Annotated in this window: 20 protein-coding genes and 1 riboswitch; of the genes, 13 read left to right on the top strand and 7 right to left on the bottom strand. The window is 62.5% G+C overall.

The features are described 5' to 3' along the window. Nucleotides 1-144 precede the first annotated feature (144 nt). Entirely contained in the window at nt 145-1,242 is a 1,098-nt protein-coding gene (locus P3T22_RS23520; protein ID WP_429326279.1) for a porin, read from the bottom strand. A gap of 562 nt (nt 1,243-1,804) precedes the next feature. On the opposite strand from P3T22_RS23520, the gene tkt reads away from it, so the two are divergent. From tkt to P3T22_RS23500, 4 genes are all read left to right on the top strand, one after another. Then, nucleotides 1,805-3,877 carry a transketolase gene (gene tkt / locus P3T22_RS23515; RefSeq protein ID WP_429326278.1) on the top strand — a complete coding sequence of 691 codons (2,073 nt, stop codon included), beginning with the start codon at nt 1,805-1,807 and terminating at the stop codon, nt 3,875-3,877. Nucleotides 3,878-4,448: 571 nt separating this feature from the next. Then, nucleotides 4,449-4,907 (top strand): response regulator, encoded by a 459-nt coding sequence (locus tag P3T22_RS23510; protein WP_420488521.1) that lies wholly within the window; start codon nt 4,449-4,451, stop codon nt 4,905-4,907. A 163-nt stretch (nt 4,908-5,070) separates the two neighbouring features. Continuing rightward, a complete protein-coding gene (gene glgX, locus P3T22_RS23505; RefSeq protein ID WP_429326277.1) occupies nt 5,071-7,281 on the top strand; it encodes a glycogen debranching protein GlgX in 2,211 nt (736 codons plus the stop codon). Between the two features lie 232 nt (nt 7,282-7,513). After that, nucleotides 7,514-9,667: a hybrid sensor histidine kinase/response regulator gene (locus P3T22_RS23500; RefSeq protein WP_181448472.1), complete on the top strand. Its 2,154-nt coding sequence runs from the start codon at nt 7,514-7,516 to the stop codon at nt 9,665-9,667. 171 nt (nt 9,668-9,838) lie between these two features. On the opposite strand, the gene P3T22_RS23495 is transcribed toward P3T22_RS23500, so the two are convergent. Beyond that, nucleotides 9,839-10,159: a thioredoxin family protein gene (locus P3T22_RS23495; RefSeq protein ID WP_429326276.1), complete on the bottom strand. Its 321-nt coding sequence runs from the start codon at nt 10,157-10,159 to the stop codon at nt 9,839-9,841. 226 nt (nt 10,160-10,385) lie between these two features. Between P3T22_RS23495 and P3T22_RS23490 the strand changes: the two genes are divergently transcribed. From P3T22_RS23490 to P3T22_RS23465, 6 genes are all read left to right on the top strand, one after another. After that, complete coding sequence (locus P3T22_RS23490; RefSeq protein WP_063499200.1) at nt 10,386-10,703, top strand: DUF2628 domain-containing protein; 318 nt, start codon at nt 10,386-10,388, stop codon at nt 10,701-10,703. Continuing rightward, a complete protein-coding gene (locus P3T22_RS23485; protein ID WP_429326275.1) occupies nt 10,669-12,024 on the top strand; it encodes a sugar efflux transporter in 1,356 nt (451 codons plus the stop codon). The genes P3T22_RS23490 and P3T22_RS23485 overlap by 35 nt, the downstream gene beginning before the upstream one ends. Nucleotides 12,025-12,304: 280 nt before the next feature. After that, entirely contained in the window at nt 12,305-13,342 is a 1,038-nt protein-coding gene (gnd, locus tag P3T22_RS23480) for a phosphogluconate dehydrogenase (NAD(+)-dependent, decarboxylating) (RefSeq protein ID WP_063499198.1), read from the top strand. A gap of 15 nt (nt 13,343-13,357) precedes the next feature. After that, nucleotides 13,358-14,062, top strand: a complete 705-nt coding sequence (locus P3T22_RS23475; RefSeq protein WP_063500729.1) for an HAD family hydrolase — start codon at nt 13,358-13,360, stop codon at nt 14,060-14,062. A 299-nt stretch (nt 14,063-14,361) separates the two neighbouring features. After that, complete coding sequence (locus tag P3T22_RS23470) at nt 14,362-14,484, top strand: hypothetical protein (RefSeq protein WP_256390498.1); 123 nt, start codon at nt 14,362-14,364, stop codon at nt 14,482-14,484. A gap of 1 nt (nt 14,485) precedes the next feature. Further along, on the top strand, nt 14,486-14,722 hold the full coding sequence (locus tag P3T22_RS23465) for a hypothetical protein (RefSeq protein WP_429326274.1): 237 nt from the start codon (nt 14,486-14,488) through the stop codon (nt 14,720-14,722). Nucleotides 14,723-14,869: 147 nt separating this feature from the next. On the opposite strand, the gene P3T22_RS23460 is transcribed toward P3T22_RS23465, so the two are convergent. Together P3T22_RS23460 and P3T22_RS23455 are read right to left on the bottom strand one after the other, a co-directional pair. Continuing rightward, a complete protein-coding gene (locus P3T22_RS23460; protein WP_063499197.1) occupies nt 14,870-15,139 on the bottom strand; it encodes a BON domain-containing protein in 270 nt (89 codons plus the stop codon). A gap of 105 nt (nt 15,140-15,244) precedes the next feature. Next, nucleotides 15,245-16,456: a D-amino acid dehydrogenase gene (locus tag P3T22_RS23455; protein WP_063499196.1), complete on the bottom strand. Its 1,212-nt coding sequence runs from the start codon at nt 16,454-16,456 to the stop codon at nt 15,245-15,247. A gap of 174 nt (nt 16,457-16,630) precedes the next feature. After that, a riboswitch (glycine riboswitch) is annotated at nt 16,631-16,724 on the bottom strand. Nucleotides 16,725-16,955: 231 nt separating this feature from the next. Here P3T22_RS23455 and P3T22_RS23450 point away from each other — a divergent pair. Together P3T22_RS23450 and P3T22_RS23445 are read left to right on the top strand one after the other, a co-directional pair. Further along, nucleotides 16,956-17,588: a LysE family translocator gene (locus tag P3T22_RS23450; protein WP_429326273.1), complete on the top strand. Its 633-nt coding sequence runs from the start codon at nt 16,956-16,958 to the stop codon at nt 17,586-17,588. A 281-nt stretch (nt 17,589-17,869) separates the two neighbouring features. Continuing rightward, on the top strand, nt 17,870-18,574 hold the full coding sequence (locus P3T22_RS23445; RefSeq protein WP_063499194.1) for a YceH family protein: 705 nt from the start codon (nt 17,870-17,872) through the stop codon (nt 18,572-18,574). 47 nt (nt 18,575-18,621) lie between these two features. Here P3T22_RS23445 and P3T22_RS23440 read toward each other — a convergent pair whose 3' ends face one another. The 3 genes from P3T22_RS23440 to P3T22_RS23430 form a co-directional block, all read right to left on the bottom strand. Continuing rightward, a complete protein-coding gene (locus tag P3T22_RS23440; RefSeq protein ID WP_429326308.1) occupies nt 18,622-19,419 on the bottom strand; it encodes a MipA/OmpV family protein in 798 nt (265 codons plus the stop codon). Nucleotides 19,420-19,517: 98 nt separating this feature from the next. Then, complete coding sequence (locus P3T22_RS23435) at nt 19,518-20,405, bottom strand: alpha/beta hydrolase (protein ID WP_063499193.1); 888 nt, start codon at nt 20,403-20,405, stop codon at nt 19,518-19,520. 3 nt (nt 20,406-20,408) lie between these two features. Next, the gene (locus P3T22_RS23430; protein ID WP_063499192.1) at nt 20,409-21,179 is read right to left on the bottom strand and encodes a DUF4118 domain-containing protein; all 771 of its coding nucleotides are present in this window, start codon (nt 21,177-21,179) and stop codon (nt 20,409-20,411) included. Nucleotides 21,180-21,742: 563 nt separating this feature from the next. Here P3T22_RS23430 and atzF point away from each other — a divergent pair. Continuing rightward, a complete protein-coding gene (gene atzF, locus P3T22_RS23425) occupies nt 21,743-23,626 on the top strand; it encodes an allophanate hydrolase (RefSeq protein WP_429326272.1) in 1,884 nt (627 codons plus the stop codon). The last annotated feature ends 46 nt before the right edge of the window (nt 23,627-23,672 follow it).

The following is a 23,672-nucleotide window of genomic DNA, read 5'->3' as shown; positions in this document are numbered from 1 at the left end:
ACGTCCGGCGGCAACTTCGGCAAGACAGCAGGCTGTTCACGAATGCGCCCATGCTGGGCGCGCCACGAAAAAACGGTGCGCACCTTGCAGTGCGCACCGTCGTCAGGTCAGTGCGAAGCCCGGCGGCAAACCGGGCAGCACGCATCAGAAGATGTTGCGCAGGCCGACTGCAACGCCGGTCTGGTTGTTGCGGCCAGGGAAGTCCGCAGTCGCCGCGCCGGTTCCGCGGATGAAATCGACCGTGCCATACACTTCGGTGCGCTTGGACAGCGAGTACTCGGCGAGCAGCACGGCCGAGTAGCGGACGCCGCGGCCGAGCGTGGTGTCGTTGGCGTCCAGCGCATTGCGGGCATGATCGTAGTAGCCCGCTGCGGTCAGCAACAGCGGAGCCGTCACCTGCCAGGTGGTACCGACGTAGAAGCCATCGTCAATGCGGTTGGTATTCGTAACAGGCGCCGCAAAATTGGCCGCCGGCGAGTTCGCGGCCGCCATGTAGAGGTCGACGATACCGGTGTTGTCCTGCGCATGCAGCCAGCCTGCATAGGCCTTGATCGTGCTGAACGCATAGACAGCGCCGACGTTGACGACCTTGAACTTGTTGTTATGCGCATCGCTGTTCTGCTGGTAGCCGGCATCGAACGACAGGCCACCGTACGTATAGGACGCGGTCAAGCCGTACATATTGTTCGCGCCGGTGCTGCCGGCCACGCCGCCAAAGCTGTACATGCCCTCGACGTTCAGGCCGCCGAACTGGCCGTTGTACTTGACGGAGTTATTCTGGCGCAAGCCGTAGCCGAGTGCGCCGGGCAGCCAGCCATCCTGATCGTAGTTGCCGACGGTCAGCGGGTCGTAGACGTTACCGAGCTGGTCGAACAGCGGCGTATTCTGGCGGCCCATGGTGACGGTGCCGTACTGGTTGCTCGACAGCCCAACATAGGCCATCCGATTGAACAGGGTGCCCGAGCTCGCGAGCTGGCCGTTCCAGAGGTTGAAGCCGTTTTCAAGCCGGAACACCGCGGACAGGCCGCCGCCCAGGTCCTCGCTCCCTTTCAGGCCCCAGCGACTGCCGGTGATCGGGCCGACGCCCATCGACACCTGACTGTCGTTGTTCGCGTTCGCGTTGGTGAGGTAGCGCACGCTCGTGTCGACAATGCCGTACAGCGTGACCGAGTTTTGCGCGAAAGCGGATTGAGCCGCGAGAGCAATCAATGCTCCGCCGATGGCGCTGATGGTTTTCTTCATCGAGGTTTTCCCCTTGTATATTTGATATTTGATAGGCAAGCCGCCCGTGTTGGCCGTGGCCACGGGTCATGAGCTATGTCCTTGCGGGGGGCGATGATATTTCCGCAAAAATAATTCATGTATTGATTTAATTTGTCTGTCGCCGGTTTGCAACATTCGGTGCGCGCCGGTATCGGCGGGCGAACCTGCTGGGGTCACACCACATAGGCTTCGAACAGAAATCGATGGCCGTTTGGTATTTCCCCTGATTGGAGCGGACCGGTCTGGCGTGCTTGCCCCGATGGGGGAGCCCATGCGCTGAAGCAGTTAAACCGATGCATGGCAAATGGCGCGGAATCGCCATCGAGACTGCAAGCCGCTTGAAAGGGCGGTCTCCGATCCACGGAACACCATGGCGCCGGACGTAAAGCGCCGTGCAGTTTTGCGCGCATCGGCGCATTATCGATGAGCCTTGCGGTCCTCATGCGTTCTTTCCACGTTCTTCCACGCGAACACGGTTCGCCGGCCACGCCGATACAGCGCGTCGCGGCGAAGTTCCCAACCGCCGAACAAGGAGTGTCCCATGCAAAACGATCCTGCCCTCGATCAGCTATGCATCAACACGATTCGCACGCTATCGATGGACGCTGTGCAAAAGGCCAATTCCGGTCACCCCGGCACGCCGATGGCACTGGCGCCGGTCGCCTATCATCTGTGGCAAAACCATCTTCGCTATGATCCGGACGAGCCGCTGTGGTCGAACCGCGACCGCTTCGTGCTCTCGGTGGGGCATGCGTCGATGCTGCTGTACTCGCTGCTGCATCTGGCGAATGTAAAGGCCGTGGACGACGACGGTAAGCCGACCGGTTCGCCCGCCGTCTCGCTCGACGATATCGAACATTTCCGCCAGCTCGGCAGCAACACGCCGGGCCACCCCGAATACCGTCTGACCACCGGCGTGGAAACGACCACCGGGCCGCTCGGCCAGGGGCTGGGCAATAGCGTCGGCATGGCGATGGCGTCGCGCTGGTACGAAAGCCACTTCAACAAGCCGGACGCACCGCTGTTCGATTACCGCGTCTACGCGCTATGCGGCGACGGCGACATGATGGAGGGCATCTCGCACGAAGCGGCGTCGCTCGCAGGGCATCTGAAGCTGTCGAATCTGATCTGGATCTACGACAGTAACCGCGTGACGATTGAAGGGCACACCGATCTCGCGTATAGCGACGATGTGGAAAGCCGCTTTCGCGGTTACAACTGGCACACCTTGCATGTGAGCGACGCGAACGACGCCGCGGCGCTGGAAGCCGCGTTGGTCGAAGCGAAAAGCATCACGGACAGGCCGACGCTGATCGTGGTCCACAGCATTATCGGCTGGGGGGCGCCGCACAAGCAGGATACTTCTGCCGCGCACGGCGAAGCGCTCGGTGTCGAGGAAGTCGCGCTTACCAAGAAGTTCTATGGCTGGCCCGAGGACAAGTTCTTCTATGTCCCGGACGGCGTGCACGAACGCTTCGCGCAGGGCATCGGTGCGCGCGGCAAGACGGCGCACGAGGCATGGCAGGCGAAGTACGACGCGTACATCGCGAAATACCCGGAACTGTCGCGCGAATTCGCGCAGATGGAAGCGCATGCGTTGCCCGCGGGCTGGGACAGCGACATCCCCACGTTCGATGCGGACCCGAAGGGCATCGCCTCGCGCGACTCGTCGGGCAAGGTGCTCAATGCGATTGCCGCGCGCGTGCCCTGGATGATCGGCGGCGCGGCCGATCTCGCGCCGTCCACCAAGACCAATCTGAAGTTCGAAGGCGCGGGCAGCTTCGAACACGACAACTATGGCGGCTGCAACCTTCACTTCGGGATTCGCGAGCACGGCATGGGTGCGGCGGTGAATGGCCTCGCGTTGTCGAATCTGCGGCCGTTCGGTTCGACCTTCCTGATTTTCAGCGACTACATGAAGCCGCCGATTCGCCTTTCCGCGATCATGGAAGTGCCGGCCATCTACGTGTTCACGCACGATTCGATTGGCGTCGGGGAGGATGGGCCGACCCATCAGCCGATCGAGCAACTGGCCTCGCTGCGCGGCGTGCCGGGGCTGACCGTGCTGCGTCCTGGCGACGCCAACGAAGTCGCCGAGGCCTGGCGCGTGGCGATGTCGCAGGCGCGGCGGCCGTCATGCATTGTCGTGTCGCGTCAGGCGTTGCCGACCCTGGACCGCACGCGCTATGCGTCGGCCAAGGGCGTGCAGAAGGGCGCTTATGTGCTCGCCGATGCGCCTGACGGGCAGAAGCCCGAGGTGATCCTGCTCGCCACGGGCAGCGAACTGTCGCTGTGCGTCGAGGCCTACGAGAAGCTCAGGAGCGAAGGGATCGCGGCACGGGTGGTGTCGATGCCGTCGTGGGATATCTTCGAGCGCCAGGACGAGGCATATCGGGACGCCGTGCTGCCACCCGAAGTGGACGCGCGAGTCGCGGTCGAACAGGCGGCGTCGCTTGGTTGGGACCGCTATGTCGGGCGGCTCGGCGCGCAGGTGGTGATGCATACGTTCGGCGCGTCCGCGCCCTTCGCCGACCTGAAGAAGAAGTTCGGCTTCACGGTCGAGCACGTGTATGACGCGGCGAAGCAGCAGATTGCGCGGGTGAAGGGCACGTGATCATCGAGCATGGCCTGAAGTTTTCGGCGATTGCCGGCTCAATACCCGCTGCAATTCTCGCGGATCGACTGGCCATGTTGAACGAGTTCATCAACGATTTCGCGGGATAACCCGTAAGCAGGAATCCTTAACGCGGTGCCGCCTTTTTCCGACAGATGTCGCGTTTGCATTCAACTGACGTTTGCGTGTTTTCCCGAACTCGCAGTGACTATATCCGTCCGTATACAGCGGCTGATGATGTCGGGGTGAACACGAAGTCCTGCGCAATGCACGCGCCAGGGGCGGCATGCACGGTGGAAGTGCGTTTTATCCATATTTCGACGCAATATCTCGTGCTTGCACACGATGTATCGGGAGGAGTCAAGACGGCATAAATCAGGAAGCGGCGCGACGCTCAGTGAGCTATGGTGGTGGGGTAGCGCGTGTGTGGCGGCGAATCGTGCGCGGCGTGGCGAAAACCGAAGCGAATGCCTGGCGAGCGATAAGCGCTCGCCGCGCGGTGGGAGCGAATCTTGCACGCAGATGCCTCGGTGCGCCAGAACGGCACCCGGAAGAAGCCAGGGAGAAAATGGTGACGTTCGACAACAGAATGGACGAGAACGACGACGTCGTGGTCTGGCGGCCTATTCAGTATGCGATGGCATCAAACCGGCGCGTGCTCGTGGTCGACGATTACCAGGAAGCGGCCGAAGCTTTGCAGATGCTCCTGAATGCTGACGGTTTCGAGTGCCGCGCGTTGCTGGACCCGTTCGCCGTTTGCGGCATGGCCTGCGAGTGGCAGCCGTTCGCCGTTCTGCTCGACATCAAGATGCCCGGCCTCGATGGCCTCGAACTGGCTCGTCGCCTGCGGGCCGACCCATTGACTTCGCACATGCTGCTGGTGGCCTGTACGGCTTTTGCTTCGCGCGAAGACCGGGCGCGTGCCAAGGCAGCGGGTTTCGACGCGCATTGTGCCAAACCCCTGACGCCGGAGCGCCTCTTGCGCGTGCTCGAGTCGGCCGCCGCGCTGCATGCGATCGCACCGCCGTAAAAATGGCGTAACGGTTGAAAATCGGTTGAAAATCTTGAGGCGTTGAGATTGCCTGAGGGGGCCTTGTGCTGAGCGCAACGCCTGGGTCCGGAATTTGCTGAACCGGCGAGCTTGCACATTTCAAACACGTGTGCCGGCATCCTCGGCTTCCACAGGAATCCCAATGTCATCCCAGTCCAGCTACTCGACGCGCATCGCGGAAGGCACGCCTTTCCCGCTTGGTGCGACGTGGAACGGAAGCGGTGTCAATTTCGCGCTGTTCTCAGCGCATGCAACGAAGGTCGAACTCTGTCTGTTCGATGACACCGGCGCGACGGAAATCGAACGCATCGAACTGCCGGAGTACACCGACGAGGTCTGGCACGTGTTCGTGCCGAATCTGAAACCGGGAGCGGTGTACGGCTATCGGGTTCACGGTCCCTATGAACCGGAACAAGGACATCGCTTCAATCCGAACAAACTCCTGCTCGATCCCTACGCCAAGGCGCATATCGGCGAGCTCAAGTGGGCGCCGGAAATATTCGGGTATACGCTCGATTCGGAAGACGGCGACCTGTCATTCGACGAACGCGACAGCGCGCCCTTCGTGCCGAAGTGCGAGGTGGTCGACGCCAACTTTTCGTGGCGTCATCCGGAACGCAACGCGCTGCCCTGGGAGCGCGCGATCTTCTATGAGACCCATGTGCGCGGTTTTACCCAACGTCATCCTGAAGTGCCGGAGAATTTGCGCGGCACCTTCGCAGGTCTCGGCCAGCCCGTCGTGGTCGACTACATCAAAGGCCTCGGCGTCACATCAGTCCAATTGTTGCCGGTTCAGACCTTCGTCAACGACAGCTATCTGCTCGACAAAGGTCTCACCAACTACTGGGGCTACAACACGATCGGGTTCTTCGCGGCCGATCCGCGCTTCTTCGCGTCTTCGACCAACCCGGTTGGCGAATTCAAGGACATGGTGGACCGCTTTCATAGCGCCAACCTCGAAGTCATTCTCGACGTGGTCTACAACCACACCGCCGAAGGCAACGAGCGCGGTCCGACGATTTCCTTCAAAGGCATCGACAATGCATCCTACTATCGGCTGATGCCCGATGAGCCACGCTATTACATCAACGATACCGGCACCGGCAACACGCTCAATCTGTCCCATCCACGCGTGCTGCAGATGGTGACCGACAGCCTGCGCTACTGGGTAACGGAAATGAAAGTCGACGGTTTCCGTTTCGACCTCGCCACGATTCTTGGCCGCGAGCCGCACGGGTTCGACGAAGGCGGCGGGTTCCTCGACAGCTGCCGGCAGGATCCGGTGCTTTCGAGCGTGCGGCTGGTTGCCGAGCCGTGGGACTGCGGACCCGGCGGCTATCAGGTGGGCGGCTTTCCGCCAGGCTGGGCGGAATGGAACGACCGCTTCCGCGACACGGTGCGCGAATACTGGAAGGGCGACGAAGGCAAGGTCGCCGATCTCGCGACACGTTTGACCGGTTCGGGCGACAGGTTCAATCGTCGTGGGCGGCGTCCGTGGGCGAGCGTCAATTTCATCTGCGCGCATGACGGCTTCACGCTCAACGATCTGGTGTCGTACAACGACAAGCATAACGAGGCCAACGGCGAAGACAACAAGGACGGTCATTCGGACAACAAATCATGGAACATGGGCGTCGAAGGCCCAAGCGACGATGCGGATATCCGTGAGCAACGCGAGCGCCAGAAACGCAATCTGCTGGCCACGCTGCTGCTCTCGCAAGGCACGCCGATGATGCTCGCGGGCGACGAATTCGGCCGCACGCAGAAGGGCAATAACAATGCATATTGCCAGGACAACGAGATCAGCTGGGTCGATTGGGACGGCATCGACGACGATGGACGCGCGCTGACCGAGTTCGTCAAGAATCTGACCACGTTGCGCCATCGTCTGCCGGTACTGCGCCGCGGACGCTTTCTGACTGGCGAATACAACGAGGCGCTCGACGTGACCGACGCGCGCTGGCTTTCGCCAGACGGCACCGATCTTTCGCAGGAACAGTGGGACGATCCGTCGATGCGCTGCTTCGGGTTTGTGATTGACGGGCGCGCTCAGGCGAGCGGCATTCGACGCCCCGCCTCCGATGCGACGTTGCTGCTGGTGCTGAATGCCCATCACGACGTGGTCAATTTCACGCTGCCCGACATTCCCGAGGGCGACCAGTGGACTTGTCTGCTGGATACGAACATGCCGGTGCGCGCCGGGCTGCCTCAATTCAGCGCCGGCGACGCGTATCAGGTAACCGGCCGTTCATTGCTGCTGTTCGCACTTGACGCGCCGAGCCATGCGACGCGGCGCGTGTTTGATCGCCTGGAAGAACAACTGACCACTGATGAAAGCGAACGCCCAGCGTGAACGTGACCTGACGAGTATTGGGAGCAGGCACGCGATGAGATCGAGAAGGAAGCGCCGCCGATAGAAAGCAGGCCGGTGGCCGAAGCACCGAAGAAGTGACAATGCGCCGGCGCGCTAGGGAGAACGGCAGAAGTGCGGTAAATTCCGGGAAAGGAAATAGCGCACGAACAAAGTGGGGCGCGTTGTGCATCGCCGCCCCGACCTGTCCTCATCTTTCATGGAGATCGTGACCGTGCAACGTGCGGAGCGTGTCGCAGTCGATTTCCCCATGCCGTCGCGTAATTTCGCGGCAACGCGACGCGTGCTTCTGATCGTGCTCGCCGTTTCGATTGTGTTTCCTCTGGCCTGCCTCGCGGGTTATGGATACTTTGATTACCAGCGCCGGATTGCCGATGCGAACGACATGATCGACCGGCTCGCGCGCGTGACCGAAGAACAGGCTGTCAAGGTGCTGGACCTCAACCAGCAGATGGCCTCGCGCATTGTCGACCTGCTCGGTAATGACGACGACGCGCAGATCCGCGCGCAGGAAGCCGGATTGCACGACCGTTTGCGGCAAATCGGCGGCGACTTTCCGCAGGTCGCGTCGATCTACCTGCTTGGCGTGAACGGCGATTTGCTGGCGTCGAGCCGCACTTATCCGGCGCCCGTCATGTCGACGCGTCAACGCGAAGACTTCATTGCCGCGAAAGCGATGCGGCCGCAGCCGTATTTCTCCCAGCCCATGTTCGGGTCGCTGTCGCAGACCAATGTGTTCAACACCGCGACCGGCCGCTCAGGCGAGAACGGGCAGTTTCTCGGCGTGGTGTCCGTGGCGCTGCGCACCGAGTACTTTTTGCGCTTCTACCGTGAGCTGACGAATGGCGATACGTCGCTTTCGTTAGGGCTGTACCGCCAGGACGGCAGTCTGCTGGTGCGTTATCCGACGTGGCCGGCCGGCGCCAGGCCCACCCGGCATAGCGCGTTCGTCGCGGCATTGCGCGACCAGCAGCTATTCGGTCACATCCGTCTGACTTCCACGGTCGACGGCGTTGAACGGCTACTGGCGTTTCGCCGGGTCGGCGATTATCCGCTCTATGTCGTGAGCGCGTATGAGACTGCTTCGATCGGCGGCGCGTGGCGCCAGCACTTCATGGCGATCGCGGCGATCGCCGCGGTGCCTTGTGTGGCGATCTGGCTGCTGGTGTTTTTCTCGTTGCGCCGGCTCGCCGGCGAGCGCCGCGCGTGGGAGCGCTGGCAAGGCGAAGTGGCCATGCGTCTTTCCGCGGAGGCGTCGAGCCGGCAATTGCAGCGCATGGGCGCGCTCGGCAATCTCGTCGCCAATGTCGCGCACGACTTCAACAATCTGCTGATGGTGGTGTCGGCTAACACCGAACTGGCGCGTTTGAAGCGCTATAACAAGCTGGAAAAAGAGGTGCAAGCCATTGAGCGCGCCACCGCCTCAGCGGAATCGCTGACGCGGCAGCTCCTGAGCGTGGCGAAGAAGCAGCCGCTCAAGCAGGAACGGCTCAACCTCGCCACCTGGCTGCCGAGCGCGGCGCCGCTGATCGACGCGGCGCTCGGCGACAACATCGAAATGGCCTTCAACATGGTCGACAACGTCTGGCAGGTGCTGGCCGACCCGACCGACCTTGAATTCGCGATCATGAATCTGGCGGTCAACGCGCGCGACGCGATGCCGCACGGCGGCCGCTTCGTGATCCGTTGCCAGAATAACCGTCTGGTGGGCAGCGACACCTTGCTGCCCGACGGCGAATATGTGCTGATTGCCTGCTCCGACGACGGCGAGGGCATGCCCGAAGCCGTCACCCGTCGCGCGTTCGAGCCGCTGTTTACCACCAAGCTGCGCGGCTCGGGCACCGGCCTCGGCCTCGCCCAGGTCCTCGCCATGTGCGAACAGGCTGGCGGCACGGCCAAAATCGACAGCGTGCTCGGCCGCGGCACGACGGTCAGACTTTATTTGCCGCGTTATCGGGAGCGGCAGAAAGCGTTGACGCCGGACGTGGACACGGCGCAACAGCCGGCGCCGGCTTCAAAGGGCAACGTTCTGCTGGTGGAAGACAACGAAGACGTGGCGGCGGGCGTTGCCGCCGTGCTGGAAACCTTCGGCTGCGAAGTGCGGCACGAGCCAACCGCCGACCAGGCGTTCGACGTGTTGGCCGGCGGCGCGAAGTTCGAACTCGTGCTGTCCGACATTCAGATGCCGGGCAAGCTCAACGGCATCGACTTCGCGGAGAAAGTACGCAGCGCGTGGCCTGCGCAGAAGATCGCGCTGATGACCGGCTACGCCGACGAACTCGAACGGGCGCGCCGGCTCGGCGTAGCGATACTCGCCAAACCCTTCAATATCGACGAGCTGCACGCCCTGGTGGCATGCGAACCGTAAAGCCACCTCGGCAAGCCGGATTCGCCGCAGGCGCTGCTCACCCTGGGGACTAGACCTTTTTCCCGCGCTGCACCGTAGTTGGACGAAACGCCTGGCGAGGCCGTCGTTGCCGCTCGCTACGGGTGTCCATGAGGTGTGCTCCCGTTGGTCCGGTTTGCGGACGAAGTCTCGCTAGAGCGAAGCAAAAGCCTTGACTATGTCCGTGGCATCGGTCGGACGCACGATGCGTGCGACTTCGGCGCCGTCGCGCATGAGGACCAGCGTGGGCCAGAGTTTGACCTTGAAGGAGCGCCCGAGCGGGCGGCCTGGGCCGTCTTCGACCTTGAGATGCCGGATGCCGGCATGGGGTTCGAGGGCTTTAGCAATCGAGGCTTGCGCGCCCTGGCAGTAGCCGCACCAGTTGGTGCCGAATTCTATGACCGTGGCGCCCGGCAGGGTGTCGACTTCGGCTCGGGAGGGGGCGTGGGAGGAATAGGGTGTCTGGGTCGTCATGGGTGTTCCGGTGCTTTTTTACCTTCGCGGACAGCGGTGTCCGCTTGCGCGGGAGCGCCTGCTGGGCGTGGATTGGATAAAGAGTAGCAGCAATGGGCGGAATCGTCCGTGAGGGGAGCAGGGCGTGCGTCGTCGCGCAAATTTCGCACAAGCCCATCGTCTTGCCAGCGTGACCTGTTAAACGTCATGATTCGCTCCAGCGGCATCATCGGGTTCAGGAAAGAATATGGCAGAAAGGATCTACCTTCAGCGTCCCGGCACGGACGAAACCGTCGCGGTTGCTACAGGCTTCAGTTGGGGCGCGTTGCTGTTGGGCTTCGTCTGGGCCATGTCGAAGAGAATGTGGTTTGCCACGTTCATCATGCTGGCGGTCAATACGCTGCTGTTTTTCACGGGCCTATGGGGTGAAACGGTCGGCACGATCGGACTGGTGCTGTCCGTGCTGTTCGGCATTGCCTGTGGTGTCTATGGCAACCAGTGGCACCGTTGGACGCTCGAACAGCGCGGATATGTCGTCGTGCCGCCGGCGGGCGAGGGCAAGTAGCTTGAAAACCGCCCGTTTTTTCGACCTGCTGCGCATCCCTGGCTTCAAGCCGCTGGCCGCCGCCACCCTCATGCTCGGTGTGGCGATGTCGTTCACCGCTCCCTATCTGTCGCTGTTCGGCGTCGAGCGCGCCGGCATGACGCCGCTCAAGCTCGGCATCTTCATGACGCTGATTGCCGCCAGCGGGGTGCTCTCCAGCGCCGTCGCCGGCCGCTGGAGCGATGCCAGCGGACGGCACCGGCCGTTGCTGCTGGCGGCGCTGGTGGCCGCCGCATTGGGCTATCTATGTTTATGCGTGGTGCGTGACTACCGGCTGTTGCTGGCGGTCGGCATTGTCTTTATCGGCGCGGGCGGCTCGGCCATTTCGATGGTGTTCTCGTTCAGCCGCGCGGCGCTGCCAGTGCAGGACCTCGCGGAGCGCGCGTTCGCGAGCGCCACCTTGCGGACCATCCTGTCGGCGGCGTGGGTGTTCGGTCCGTCGGTCGGCGCACTGGTGCTTGCCGGCGCCGGCTTTTATGGGCTTTTCCTGTTCGCCGCGGCAAGTTTCGCGGCCTGCGCGGCGATCGTCTGGCGCATGCGGGAGCCGCAAGGCCATCTGGGCGATCACACGGTGGAAGACACGGCATCGGAACCATTGGCCTCAATCACCGTGCCGCCACTGACCGCGCCCGGCGAAGAGGCGCACGAGGACCTGCCGGGCGTCGCCTCGCCGAACGACATTCGCCGGGCCGTGGCCGCGCTCACCTTGCTGGGTCTCGCCGCGAACGCCACCATGATCGTGCTGCCGCTCTACATTGTGCACGGCCTGAACGGCACGCATCTCGACGTGTCGGTGATGCTCGGCCTTGGTGCCTTGACGGAAATTCCGATGATGCTCGCGCTCGGCGCGAAGTCGTCGACGCTGCACAAGCCCAACTGGCTGGCCGCCTGCGCGGCGGTTCACGCCGTGTATTTCGTCGCGATGTCGCTGGCGGGGAACGTCCACGTGCTGATCCCGATGCAGATCCTTAACGCATTCGTCGTCGCGGTGACCTCATGCCTCGGCATGACCTACGTGCAGGATCTGATGCCGCACTCGCCGGGCCGCGCGACCGCGCTGTTCTTCAATGCCGCGCGGGTCGGCTCGATTCTCTCCGGCATTTTGTCGGGTTTGCTGGTGCAGGCGTTCAGCTATCGCGGCACGTTCCTGTTCTGCGGTTTGCAGGCGCTTTGCGCGCTGGTGCTGTTCGCCGTGCCGGGTTACCGCTATCCGCAGATGTGGCGTGCGGTGCGGCGTTTTGCGCGCACGCAATACGGGAAGCTTCAGGTGCGGCAGCGATAGGGCTCGCGGTTCGCACGCGGCTCGCACGCGGTTCGCACCAACGCACGTCCGGAACTTCAGGCTGTGCAAAACCGCTGCAAAGAAGCGTATCGTCGTTCAATGCCGGCGAGGATGGCCGATTCACTGCGCGGACGATCCTAGGCTGCTACCGTGTGTTCGTCGAATCACGTAAACGCACCTACAGTCAGAAGAGCCACTTGCCGCAGATGAAACGCGCAGCATGGCGCCAGTACGCCGAACCAGATCGAAGTGCGCAACGAGACACTTTCCGGAGCGAGATATGCAACTAGGCATGATTGGATTGGGACGCATGGGCGCGGACATGGTGCGTCGCCTGACGAAGGGCGGTCAGCAATGCATCGCTTACGACGTGCAAGCGGCCGCGGTGGACAAGCTGAAGCAGGAGGGCATAGCAGGTGCAGCGTCGCTCGAAGACCTGGTCGCGCAACTGCAAAAACCGCGCGCGGTGTGGCTGATGGTGCCCGCCGCGGTAGTCGACAAGACGCTCGGGAACCTCGTGCCCTTGCTGGAGCCCGGCGACATCGTGATCGACGGCGGCAACTCCTATTACCACGACGACATTCGCCGCAGCGCCGACCTGGCCAGCCGTCAGCTTCACTATGTGGACGTCGGCACGAGCGGCGGCGTCGCAGGCCGTGAGCGCGGCTACTGCCTGATGATCGGCGGCGAGACTGAGGTCGTGAAGCGGCTCGAACCGATTTTCTCGACGCTCGCGCCGGGTGCGGGCGCGGCGCCTGCCACGCCAGGCCGCCCAGCCGGCGCCAGCACGGCCGATCAGGGCTTCCTGCATTGCGGTCCGCAGGGGGCGGGACACTTTGTGAAGATGGTCCACAACGGCATCGAATACGGAATGATGGCCGCGTATGCCGAAGGCCTGAACATCCTGCGCCACGCCGACGCCGGCAAACACGCGCGCGAAGCCGATGCCGAAACATCGCCGCTGCGCCGTCCCGAGCTTTACCAGTACGAATTGAATCTCGCCGAGGTCACCGAGGTATGGCGGCGCGGCAGCGTGATCGGTTCGTGGCTGCTGGACCTGATAGCGGGATCGCTCGTCAGCGACGCCGATCTGCAAAGCTACGCAGGACGCGTATCGGACTCGGGCGAAGGGCGCTGGACCGTGGCGGCGGCGATCGACGAAGGCGTGCCCACGCCGGTGCTGAGCGCGGCGCTGTTCGCGCGTTTCAGCTCGCGGGGCGACGCGGATTTTGCGAACCGGGTGTTATCGGCGATGCGGCACGACTTTGGCGGTCACGTCGAGAAAGCGGCCACGCCGGCCGCTGGGCACACGAGCTAATTCATGGGAGCCGGAATGGAAGCCGCTAATGCTACGCCTCACGACGTCGTGTTTCTGTTCGATTGCGATAACACGTTGCTGGACAACGATCATGTGCTGGCGGATTTACGTGCGCACATGATCCGGGAGTTCGGCGAGAAGAACAGCGCGCGGTACTGGGAAATATTTGAAGACTTGCGCGCGGAGCTTGGTTACGCCGATTACCTTGGAGCGTTGCAGCGCTATCGGCTGGAGCAGCCTCGGGACACGCGCCTGTTGCTGATGTCGTCGTTTCTGATCGAGTATCCATTTGCGAACCGGCTGTATCCGGGGGCATTGGATGCGATCAAAAACGTGTCGAAGCATGGGCCCGCGGTGATTTTGTCCGATGGCGATGTGGTGTTCCAGCCGCGCAAGATCGCCCGCTCGGGCTTATGGGACGAGGTCGAGGGACGGGTTTTGATCTACATCCATAAGGAGCAGATGCTCGATCAGGTGATGGAGTGTTATCCGGCCCGGCAGTACGTGATGGTGGATGACAAGTTGCGGATTTTGACGGCCATGAAGAAGGCCTGGGGGGAGAGGCTGACTACGGTTTTTCCTCGCCAGGGGCATTACGCCTTCGATCCCAAAGAGATATCCAGCAATCCGCCTGCGGATGTGACGATTGAGAGGATTGGGGAACTGGCTGATATCGACGTCAATCTGCTTCTGAGCGGCGGGACGGCAGGGGGCGCTTAGGCCCCCAATCAGATGCGGTCCGCCGTCGCGCATTTAGCATATCGAGGGTAACCGCATCGACTTAATGCTCGCTTAAAGTCTGGCGCAAGACCGGCAGCCTCGGGCACTTCAGCGGGCCGACGGCTCAACAGATCAATAGTCCAACAACGTACAGACACGGCGCCCAATTGAGCGCATGATCCTTGCTTGGCGCGCGTCGTAAACAGGTTTGCTCAAAATCAGCCGCGCGCTCAATCGGACGCCCGCTTTCACGTCGCAGGCAATCAAGCGCTGTGCGGCCGGCGGGCCAAGGAAAAATCATGACATCCGCAATCTGGGGCATCGTGGCCGGCATGGTGCTGATGTTCGGCGCCTCGATGTACCTGCGTCAGTTGCGTCTCCTGCACCGCCCGGACCGCCGCTGGACCGGCAAGAAACGTTGATTTGTCCCACATCCTCGAAAAGGGAGGCTCCATGTCACTATTACCTTCTCAGCGGCGCTCGCCGTCGCCGTTGCGCCAATCCGATTCCCCAGGCGCCGTGCGCGACCGGCGCGCCGAACTCGGCCGCGCCGATGAAGCGCGCGCCGAACAACGCGAACGCGACGACGCGCGCAACGATCCCAATGCCAGCAAATGGCGCTACCAGCCGCCACAACGGGACCAGAAAGAGCCGGTTTGAGACCCTTCAACTGAAAACCCGCGAACGAGCAGTCGCACAATCGAACAATCGAGCGGGCGCTAGCCACCGTTCGGGCCGGCAATCGAATCGGCCGCTCCACACTCCACGCCACGACAATCTGCGCGCGCCTGGCTATCACGCGAAAGGCTATATCAACACGCTTGGTTTTATCGTCGTGTGGTCTGAAATGCCTGTTACGCCGAACAGGCGGGAGACGTCTTCGAGTGCTGCGGTTCTTTGTTGCTCGCGGTGAAGTTCGCCTAGCAGGCTGATGCGGCCGTGTAAGACTTTGACATGCAGGACGTTTGGGGGAAGGGCTGCATCCCAGGCTAGGCGCCTGATCGCTTCTGCGGCGATCTGTCCATCGGTGAGGTGCGTGCTTGCGTTGCTGCGCGCGGCGGAGCGGGAGCTAGCCATGGAGATTCCCTCGAGAGGGGACAGCGATTGGACAACACTAGCAGATGTCAAGGCCAACGCCACAAAAGCACAGACCAACAAGCGCCGCGCAGGCAAAAACAAGACCTATTGAATAGACCCAGCCACGACCTGCGCCGTAGCCGCCGACAACGTCCACCCCAAATGCCCATGCCCGGTGTTATAAAAGACGCCGCGCCGTTTCCCGCGCCCCACCTTCGGCAACATACTCGGCAGCATAGGCCGTAACCCAGCCCATGGAATCACCTTCGAAGTCGACACCTCAGGAAAATACCGTCGAGTCCAGTCGACCAAAGGCGCGATCCGATCCGACCGAATATCCCGATTGAACCCATTGATCTCCGCCGTGCCGGCGACCCGAAACCGATCCACGCCGAGCCGGCTAGTCACGATCTTCGCGCTATCGTCGAGCAGACTCACCCACGGCGCGCGCTGCTGGCTCACTTCATCGTCGAGGCAAACGGTGATCGAATAGCCCTTCACCGGGTAGACATTCACGTGATCGCCCAGCATTGCCGCAAAATCGCGGCTCTTTACACCGGCACACACCACGATCTGCTCAAAAGCAAACTGCTGCGGCTCACCGGCCAGATTCACGCTCAGCGAAAACCGCCCCTCAGCCGGCTGTTCGATAGCCGTAATTTCCGCATCGTAATGAAACTCCACGCCATGCCGCGCGCACGCCTCTGCAAGCCCACGTGTGAACTTGTGAATATCGCCAGTCGAATCCGAAGGCGTAAAAAAACCGCCAAAAAAATCACCCTGCAGCGTAGGCTCGATCGCATGCAACTCGCTCGACGTCACCGGATTCCGGTCCAGGCCGCCTTCGCGCAGCAATTCATTCACCTTGCTCGCGGCATCGAATTCCTTGCGCGTCTTATAGATGTGCAAAATGCCGCGCCGCTCCAGATCGAAGTCGATCCCCTCGCGCTCGGCGATCGAAAACAGATGCTCACGCGCTGCAATCGCGAGCCGCACCGTTTCGACGGTGTTCGCGCGATAGCGCGGAATCTGCCGTAAAAATTCGCCCATCCACGAATACTTGTGCCACGTGGGCATCGGATTGAGCAGCAGCGGGGCGTCGCGCGTGAGCATCCAGCGCAAGCCCTTCAGCACGGTGGCCGCACTGTTCCAGACTTCCGCATTGCTGGCGGACAGTTGGCCACCGTTGGCGAACGAGGTCTCCATCGCCGCATAGCGATGACGTTCGAACACGGTGACGTGGTGGCCGCGCTGCGCCAGGGCGTGAGCAGTCGTGACGCCGGTAATGCCGGCGCCGATAATGGCGATTCTTGACATGACATGATCCAGAGTAGTTGAGCATCACCGGTGTCGATTTCGTATCGAAACCGGCGTCGATGCCCCATCTGTTCATGTACCTGAGAGTTTCTTCCCGTGAGCATACGCGCGCGACGTAAGCGGTATGCGGGGAATCCCCTTCGGTGGGCGCGCACGGCGCCGCTCTCCAGATGTTCCAGCTGCGCGGTCCTTTTGCCTGAGAGTTTCCGGGGCGGTTGCTCCGTCGGCGTCGTCACAAACCTCTGACGATCTCTCCCGCGCTGCGATGCAGAACGGCTCGACGATACCGGGCAAAAGTCTTCGCCGCAAGTGTTTCCTGCAATGCAGCGCCCCATCGGCCCGGTACCGCGCCATATGGAACGGCAGTTCCGGCCACAAACGCGATGACCGCCGTTCAACTGCCGGCGTGGGTTTTTCAGGTCCGGATAGAGGGCTTGAAGCGGCGACATCGGCTATATTGGGTGGCGTTGCCCGACTTCAATTCACAGAGGAGACCGCCGTGCCCGCTGTCACAACCCTGCTCGCCTTCGCCCTGGTCTCGTTCGGCATGGTGCTCACGCCCGGCCCGAACATGATCTATCTGATCTCGAGATCGCTCTGCCAGGGGCGGCGCGCCGGACTCGTGTCGCTCGGCGGCGTCGCGCTCGGCTATGTGTTCTACGTGTTTTGCGCGGCGTTCGGTATCACGGCGCTGCTGTTGACGGTGCCTTACGCGTACGACGCGTTGCGATTCGGCGGCGCACTTTACCTGCTGTATCTGGCGTGGCAAGCGGTCAAGCCGGGCGGCCGCTCGCCGTTCCAGGTGCGCGACCTGCCGCACGACAGCCGCCGCAAGCTGTTCACGATGGGCCTCGTGACAAACCTCGCGAATCCAAAGATCGCCGTGATGTATCTGTCGCTGCTGCCGCAATTCATTTCACCGGAGCACGGCAGCGTGCTCACGCAGTCGATCGCGCTGGGCTGCGTGCAGATTGTTATCGCCGTCACGATCAATGCGCTGATTGCGAGCACGGCGGGTTCGATTGCCGGGTTTCTCGCTGGGCGGCCAGTGTGGCTGCTGGTGCAACGCTGGCTGATGGGCACCGTGCTCGCCGGTCTGGCCGTGCGGATCGCGCTGGACGCGCGCCGTTAAACCACATATCGAAGACTCGCCTGAGCCTGAGCAGCGGGCGCCCTGGCCACATCATGCTCATAGCGTCTTTTACATGAGTGTGGATATTCATCAACGAAACAGACATGCGCTTCGAGGAATGCGGACGCGTTCGGGACACACTCGGCCATTGCGGAGATTCGTACACCGCGAGCGGCCGGGGCGTTTATCATAGTGCCCACAAACTAAAACCTGCCGCCCGGCTGTGCCACGGTAATGCACACCCTCCACGAGACCAGGCGGCGCATGCGGCGACATCCTCCATGAACTCCACTCCCGACGCTGTTTCCCGTCCCTCAATCCGCGCTTTGACCTTGCTTGAAGGGCGCGTGCTTGGCGTGTTAGTCGAAAAGCAACACACCGTGCCGGACAGTTATCCGCTTTCGCTGAACGCGCTGACCTTGGGCTGCAATCAGAAGACCGGCCGCACACCCGTGATGAATGCGACCGAAGCCGAGGTGCTGACCGCCATCGACGGCTTGAAGCGCCTGAGCCTGGTGATGGAGGGCAGCAGCAGCCGCGTGCCGCGCTTCGAGCACAACATGAATCGGGTATTGGGCTTGCCAAGTCAGTCGGCGGCCTTGCTGACCACATTGCTGCTGCGCGGTCCGCAGACGGCGGCCGAGTTGCGCTTGAACAGCGCGCGCCTGCATGGATTTGCCGACATCTCGTCGGTCGAGGCGTTTCTCGACGAGTTGGCTGCCAACGACCCGCCGCGGGTAGCGAAGCTGGCCCGCACGCCGGGCGAGCGCGAAAATCGCTGGGCGCATCTGCTATGCGGCGAAGTCAGCGCGAGTGATCTGGCACAGCCGGGCGGGGAAGATGAGCTCGTGCCCTTGTCGGCGTTCGAGGCGGTAAAAGCCGAACAGAAGCGGCTTGCCGATGAGGTGAGCCGGCTTCAGGTGGTGGTGCGGCGCATGGCTGCCGAGTTGGGAATTGAAGTTGAAGAGCTTGGCACAGGGGATTGAAGCTTGATTGGCTTTCCGCGCGCCGCGAGCGTGCGAAAAGCCAGAAACTAGAACTTGTAGTTCACCGAAGCGAGTGTGTTGAGCTCGAATCTTTTTTCGGTAATCGGGCTATTCGCCGCGTCGTGCTCCAGTCGCCCGAAGGTAGCGGAAACCGACCCATTCCAGTGTTTGGAAAAGTCGTAAGTCACCATGGCGTTCATATGGACGTCCCGCACCCCGGCACTGGTGCTATACGTGGGCAGTCCTGACGCGGCGCTCTGCTGCCCGGACACGCCGAAGAACGTCCGCGTATAGGTCGCGTTCGCCCAGGTAAAGCCTGGGCCCACCGAGAACAACCAGCCGCCAACCGGCGCGGAAGCCACGAAATCCGTGCTGACCGTCGTCCCCTGGTGATTCCCGGCGATATCCTGGTACAACGCCACCGAACCGGTAAACGCCCACCACGTGTAGTCAGCGAAAAGCTTCAGTTTCGGACCGCCATTCACGTTGCCAAGTCCATGCAGGCGCGGATCGTCGGACTCCTTGCGAGTCTGGAAGTCGAAACTCAGCGCCGCGCCCACGTGATAGGCAGGACCGTGCAGTACGTTGACGCCGAGCACGTCAGGGCCCTGCGAGAAAATCCGGTCGTCATAGGAGATGTCCAGCGCAGGGAATGGGAATACGCTCAACTGTCGCGATCCCGGGTACTTGGGCGTGATCACCACGCCAGGTCCCACGCCGATTTTCCATTTGCTGTCGGTGGCCGCGCCCGTGCTCGCGTCAGTGGTCGCGTTCGGACTTGCATCCTCCGCGTAGGCTGCGCGCGCTGTGCAAAGGCCGAGTGCAGCGGCGAGCAGCAGTGACATGCGTGCGGATTTGCCGAACCGGACGGCGGTATGCAGCGGCGCGCGCGCGGCCTGGCCGTTTCTCTGCGTCGAATGCGTCGAATGCGTGGTAGGCGCCGTCATGCGCGCGCCTTGCCAAGCGCCGCAAGTTGCCTAAGGCGCCGCGCCAGCGCCTTCGAGACGACCTGTTGCTTGCCGCTATCGTCGCCGCTATGGGCAACTTCGCTCTCGCGCAGAAATAGCGCGGTTTCGCGCGCGACGATTTCGCGCTCGTTATCTGACGTAATCATGTGATACGAATCATCCAGCCAGATTGTGCGTAAAAAGGCAGCGCCGATATTCGCGGCGACAAACCGGGCATTGCGGGGACTCGAGGTCTCATCGTCGATCGCGTGGACAATCAGGCAATCGGTCTTGATGTCGCGCACCTGCGTGCGCACGCTCGCGGCGAGGCGGCTTGCCTGGCGCAATGCCGGCAATGAAATCGTCGACGGACCGACCTCGCTGAAGTCGCTGCGCTGCATGGCGCGGGCGATCTTCGCTCGGAGCGCTTCGTTGCGCAAGCCGAACGGTGCTTCCTCGCGGTAGCGCCAGCGTTTGCGCATCGGCGTGAAGTACGCCCAGTTGAGCAGGAAACGATACCAGGGGATCGCCCAGCCGTCGTAAGAGAGCGTCAGCGACAACAGCACGAGCGATTGCGCCGCTGGACGGCGATGCGCCAGCGCCAGCGCCAACGCCGCACCGATCGACAACCCGCAGATCGAGACGCGTGCAAAGCGCGCGGCCAACGCGTCGTACTCGCGCACGGCGGCCTCGAGCCAGACCTCCATTGCCGCTTCTTGGGAGCCTGCGCTGTAGCCGGGCAGAACCGGCGCGCAGGTGGTGAAGCCCTCGGCGTTCAGATAGCGCGCGAGAAAACGTAATTCGAGCGGCGAGCTTGACAGGCCGTGCAGCATCAGCACGGCATGATCGTCGCCGGGTAAGAAGAGACTCGTCGGCTGGCTCATGGATCAGGCCCCGATCCGCAGCACGAGGAACTCGCCGGCATGGGTGGTGAACCGTTCGCACACGCACTCGGTCAGCTTCAACGCGCCATCGCCGATCTTGAGGCGCACGCGATGGCTGCCGGGCCACAGCGCCTTGCTGAGCCGCTGGATGTCTTCGTGATCGACGTCGGCAAAGCGCGGGCCCGGCGCGATTTCGTTGGGCAGACGGGGCAGCACACCTTGCCGCTTGAGGTCGTCCGCCGGTTGCAGCGCGTTGCGCTCGAGCGCCTGAATGAAAATGAAGGTCCTGTGATGATGCGACAGATGGCGCAGCAGCCGGTGCGTTTCGTCGACGGCGCGGCGTGCGAGCAGGCGTTCGTTGTCGTGACGCAGCAGCATTTCATAGCGCGATTGCGCAACCGATGCGATCAGTTCCGCACGAAACTGCGCGCGGCGCAGGCGTTCGATCAATATGATGACGAGCAGCGTCACCAACGGATACGAGACCAGCAGGACCAGGTCGGCGCGATCGAATACGGCGATGGTTGCGTAGGGCGGGACGAACAGATAGTCGGCGATACCCAAGCCGAGCAACATAACCCCGAGCGCCGGCGCCAGGCCGCAAAAATACTCGACCAGTGCCGCCGCGATACAGAACGCGGTGCCCGGCATGATTGGTCCGAGTAAGGGATGGAGCAACATGCGCACACCGCTGGCGATCGCCAATGCGGCGGCGGCGGTGAACCAGGCGCGTGGTCCCCGTGGTGCCCAACGACGGGCGTTTTGAACTTCCATAATCTTTTTCTAGGGAGCGATTGCGCTTCCCGATTGAGTGTGGCGATGCACTATAAAACGCAGGTCGGACAATACCATAGTCGGGCCAAAGCGAAGGCCCGGGAAGGCAAAATGCCGAAAGGCCCGCCGAGGATATCGTGTTTTGAATGCCCGATAGAAAAACATGCCGGCCAATAGGGGTATTTTGACGGGCGAGATTATGCAGACCCTGTGCTTAAGCGATGCTTAAATGGCGGAAAAAGGCCTCCATGGGCCTTATGCATCGCGACTTCGCCGCGGTTCGTCGGACAGGGTTCGCTGGGCCGGTTTACCCTCGGCTGACTCAACCCCCGGGCGCGCCAAGCGCGAATGCGGGGCGCGGGAGCCCCGAATTGGGGAGCGCTGCACCACCGCGCCTTGATCGAAGGGCGGCACCGCGGCTCGGTCTGGCCACCGGAAAATCGTCGCCAAGCCAAACCTGATAAGGCGGGCGGCGTGTTCTGGCACGCTTGGGGTGCACTTGGCACAACTCCTGCTCATTTGAGTCAAAACTTGTATTCAAGATTGAACTCAAGGAAGAACCCGTGCCTATTTCCTCGCCCCTGAAGGTCCGTAGTCTCCTCGCGGCTTATGCCGCCAAACGTCTTACGCCGATGGAGGTCGTGACGTCGGCACTTGCTCGCATCGCCGAAATCGACCGGCCGGAAGTCTGGATCTTGCATGTGCCCACAGCAGACGTGCAGGCCCGCGCCCACGCGCTCGAAGCGCTATACGAAGAGCAGGGCGACGCCGTGTTCGAGCGGATGCCGCTGTTCGGCGTGCCGTTCGCGGTCAAAGACAATATCGACGTCGCCGGTTTGCCGACCACCGCCGCATGCGAGCCTTTCAGCTATACGCCGGACACTTCGGCATTCGCTGTGCAGCGCCTCATCGACGCCGGTGCGATCCTGATCGGCAAGACCAATCTCGACCAGTTCGCGACAGGCCTCGTCGGCACGCGTTCGCCTTACGGCGCGGTGCGGCACACCGAGTTTCCGCAGCGCGTGTCGGGCGGCTCGAGTTCCGGCTCGGCGGTCGCGGTGGCCGCGGGTTGCGTGGCCTTTTCGCTCGGCACCGACACGGCCGGTTCGGGGCGTGTCCCGGCTGGGTTCAACGGGCTTGTCGGCCTGAAGCCGTCGCTCGGACTCGTTAGCAAGCGCGGTGTCGTGCCGGCGTGCCGTACCCTCGACACGATCTCGGTGTTCGCGCACGACGTCGACGATGCGTGGCGCGTGTTCAATGAAATTGCGTGCTTCGATCCGCTCGACGGCTACTCGCGCAAAGTACCGAGTCTCGGTCTCTTGCACGACGCCCCGCGGATCGGCGTACCGGATCGGCTCGAGTTCTTCGGCGACACTGCGGCGACTCAGGCATTCTTCGCTGCACTCGATACCCTCGCTACGCACCTGCACCTCGATCCCACGCCGATCGATTTCCAGCCGCTCAAGCAGGTTTCCGCGCTGCTCTACGACGGCCCCTGGGTGGCCGAACGGCGCGCCGCGCTCGGCGCATTCTTCGAGTCGCATCACGAAGCGGTCGATCCGGTCGTCGCCACGGTGATCGGCAAAGCGGACCGCTATAGCGCCGCCGACGCATTCAACGGCCAGTACGCACTCGCCGACCTGAAGCGCCACGCCGAACAGCTTTTCGAGGCGATCGACATCCTGATCGTTCCGACCACGCCGACGCATCCGCTGATCGCCGACGTGCAAGCCAATCCTGTCGAGTTGAACAGCCAGCTTGGCTACTACACGAACTTCGTCAACCTGCTCGATCTGTGCGCGCTGGCCGTGCCATGCCAGCGTCGCCACGACGGCTTGCCGGCCGGCGTCACGCTGATCGCGCCGAGCGGCGCGGATCGGCGTCTCGCCGAGTTGGGCGCACGGATTCAGGCGCTGTTCGCGAGTGCCCTCGAGGCCCGCAGCGGGAGCGAGAGCGAGATGGCGGCCGTGGCCGAACCGGCAAACAGAACTGGGACCGCGGCCACGGTGAACACGATCGAACCGCTGCCGTTTCAGGAGCCGACTGTCACGCTCGCCGTGGTCGGCGCGCATCTGCGTGGCCAGCCGCTGAACTGGCAACTTCAGGAAGCCGGCGCGCGTTTCGTCGTGGCGACCCAAACCACCCCCGCTTATATGCTTTACGCGCTTGCCGGCACGCAGCCGCCAAAACCAGGGCTGGTGCGCGTAGCCAGCCAGCACGGCGCGCCCATCGCCGTGGAAGTCTGGGAAGTGCCGCTGCGCACCTTCGGCAAGTTCGTCGCCGACGTACCCGCGCCGCTTGGCATCGGCACCGTGCAACTGGCTAACGGCGTCAATGTGAAAGGCTTCATCTGCGAACCGTCGGCGGTAAGCGACGGCAGCGGCGCAACCGACATCACTTCTTTTGGCGGGTGGCGCGCTTATCTCGACAGTCTGAATGCCGACTGAAGGCAAACGGAAGGCAAACTGAAGGCCAACGTTCATTCACCCTCGA

The sequence above is a fragment of the Paraburkholderia sp. GAS348 genome, from assembly GCF_050434205.1.
Classification (GTDB): domain Bacteria; phylum Pseudomonadota; class Gammaproteobacteria; order Burkholderiales; family Burkholderiaceae; genus Paraburkholderia.
The sequence above is the reverse complement of the archived record's forward strand: the minus strand, read 5'-3'. Positions and strand labels throughout refer to the sequence as shown.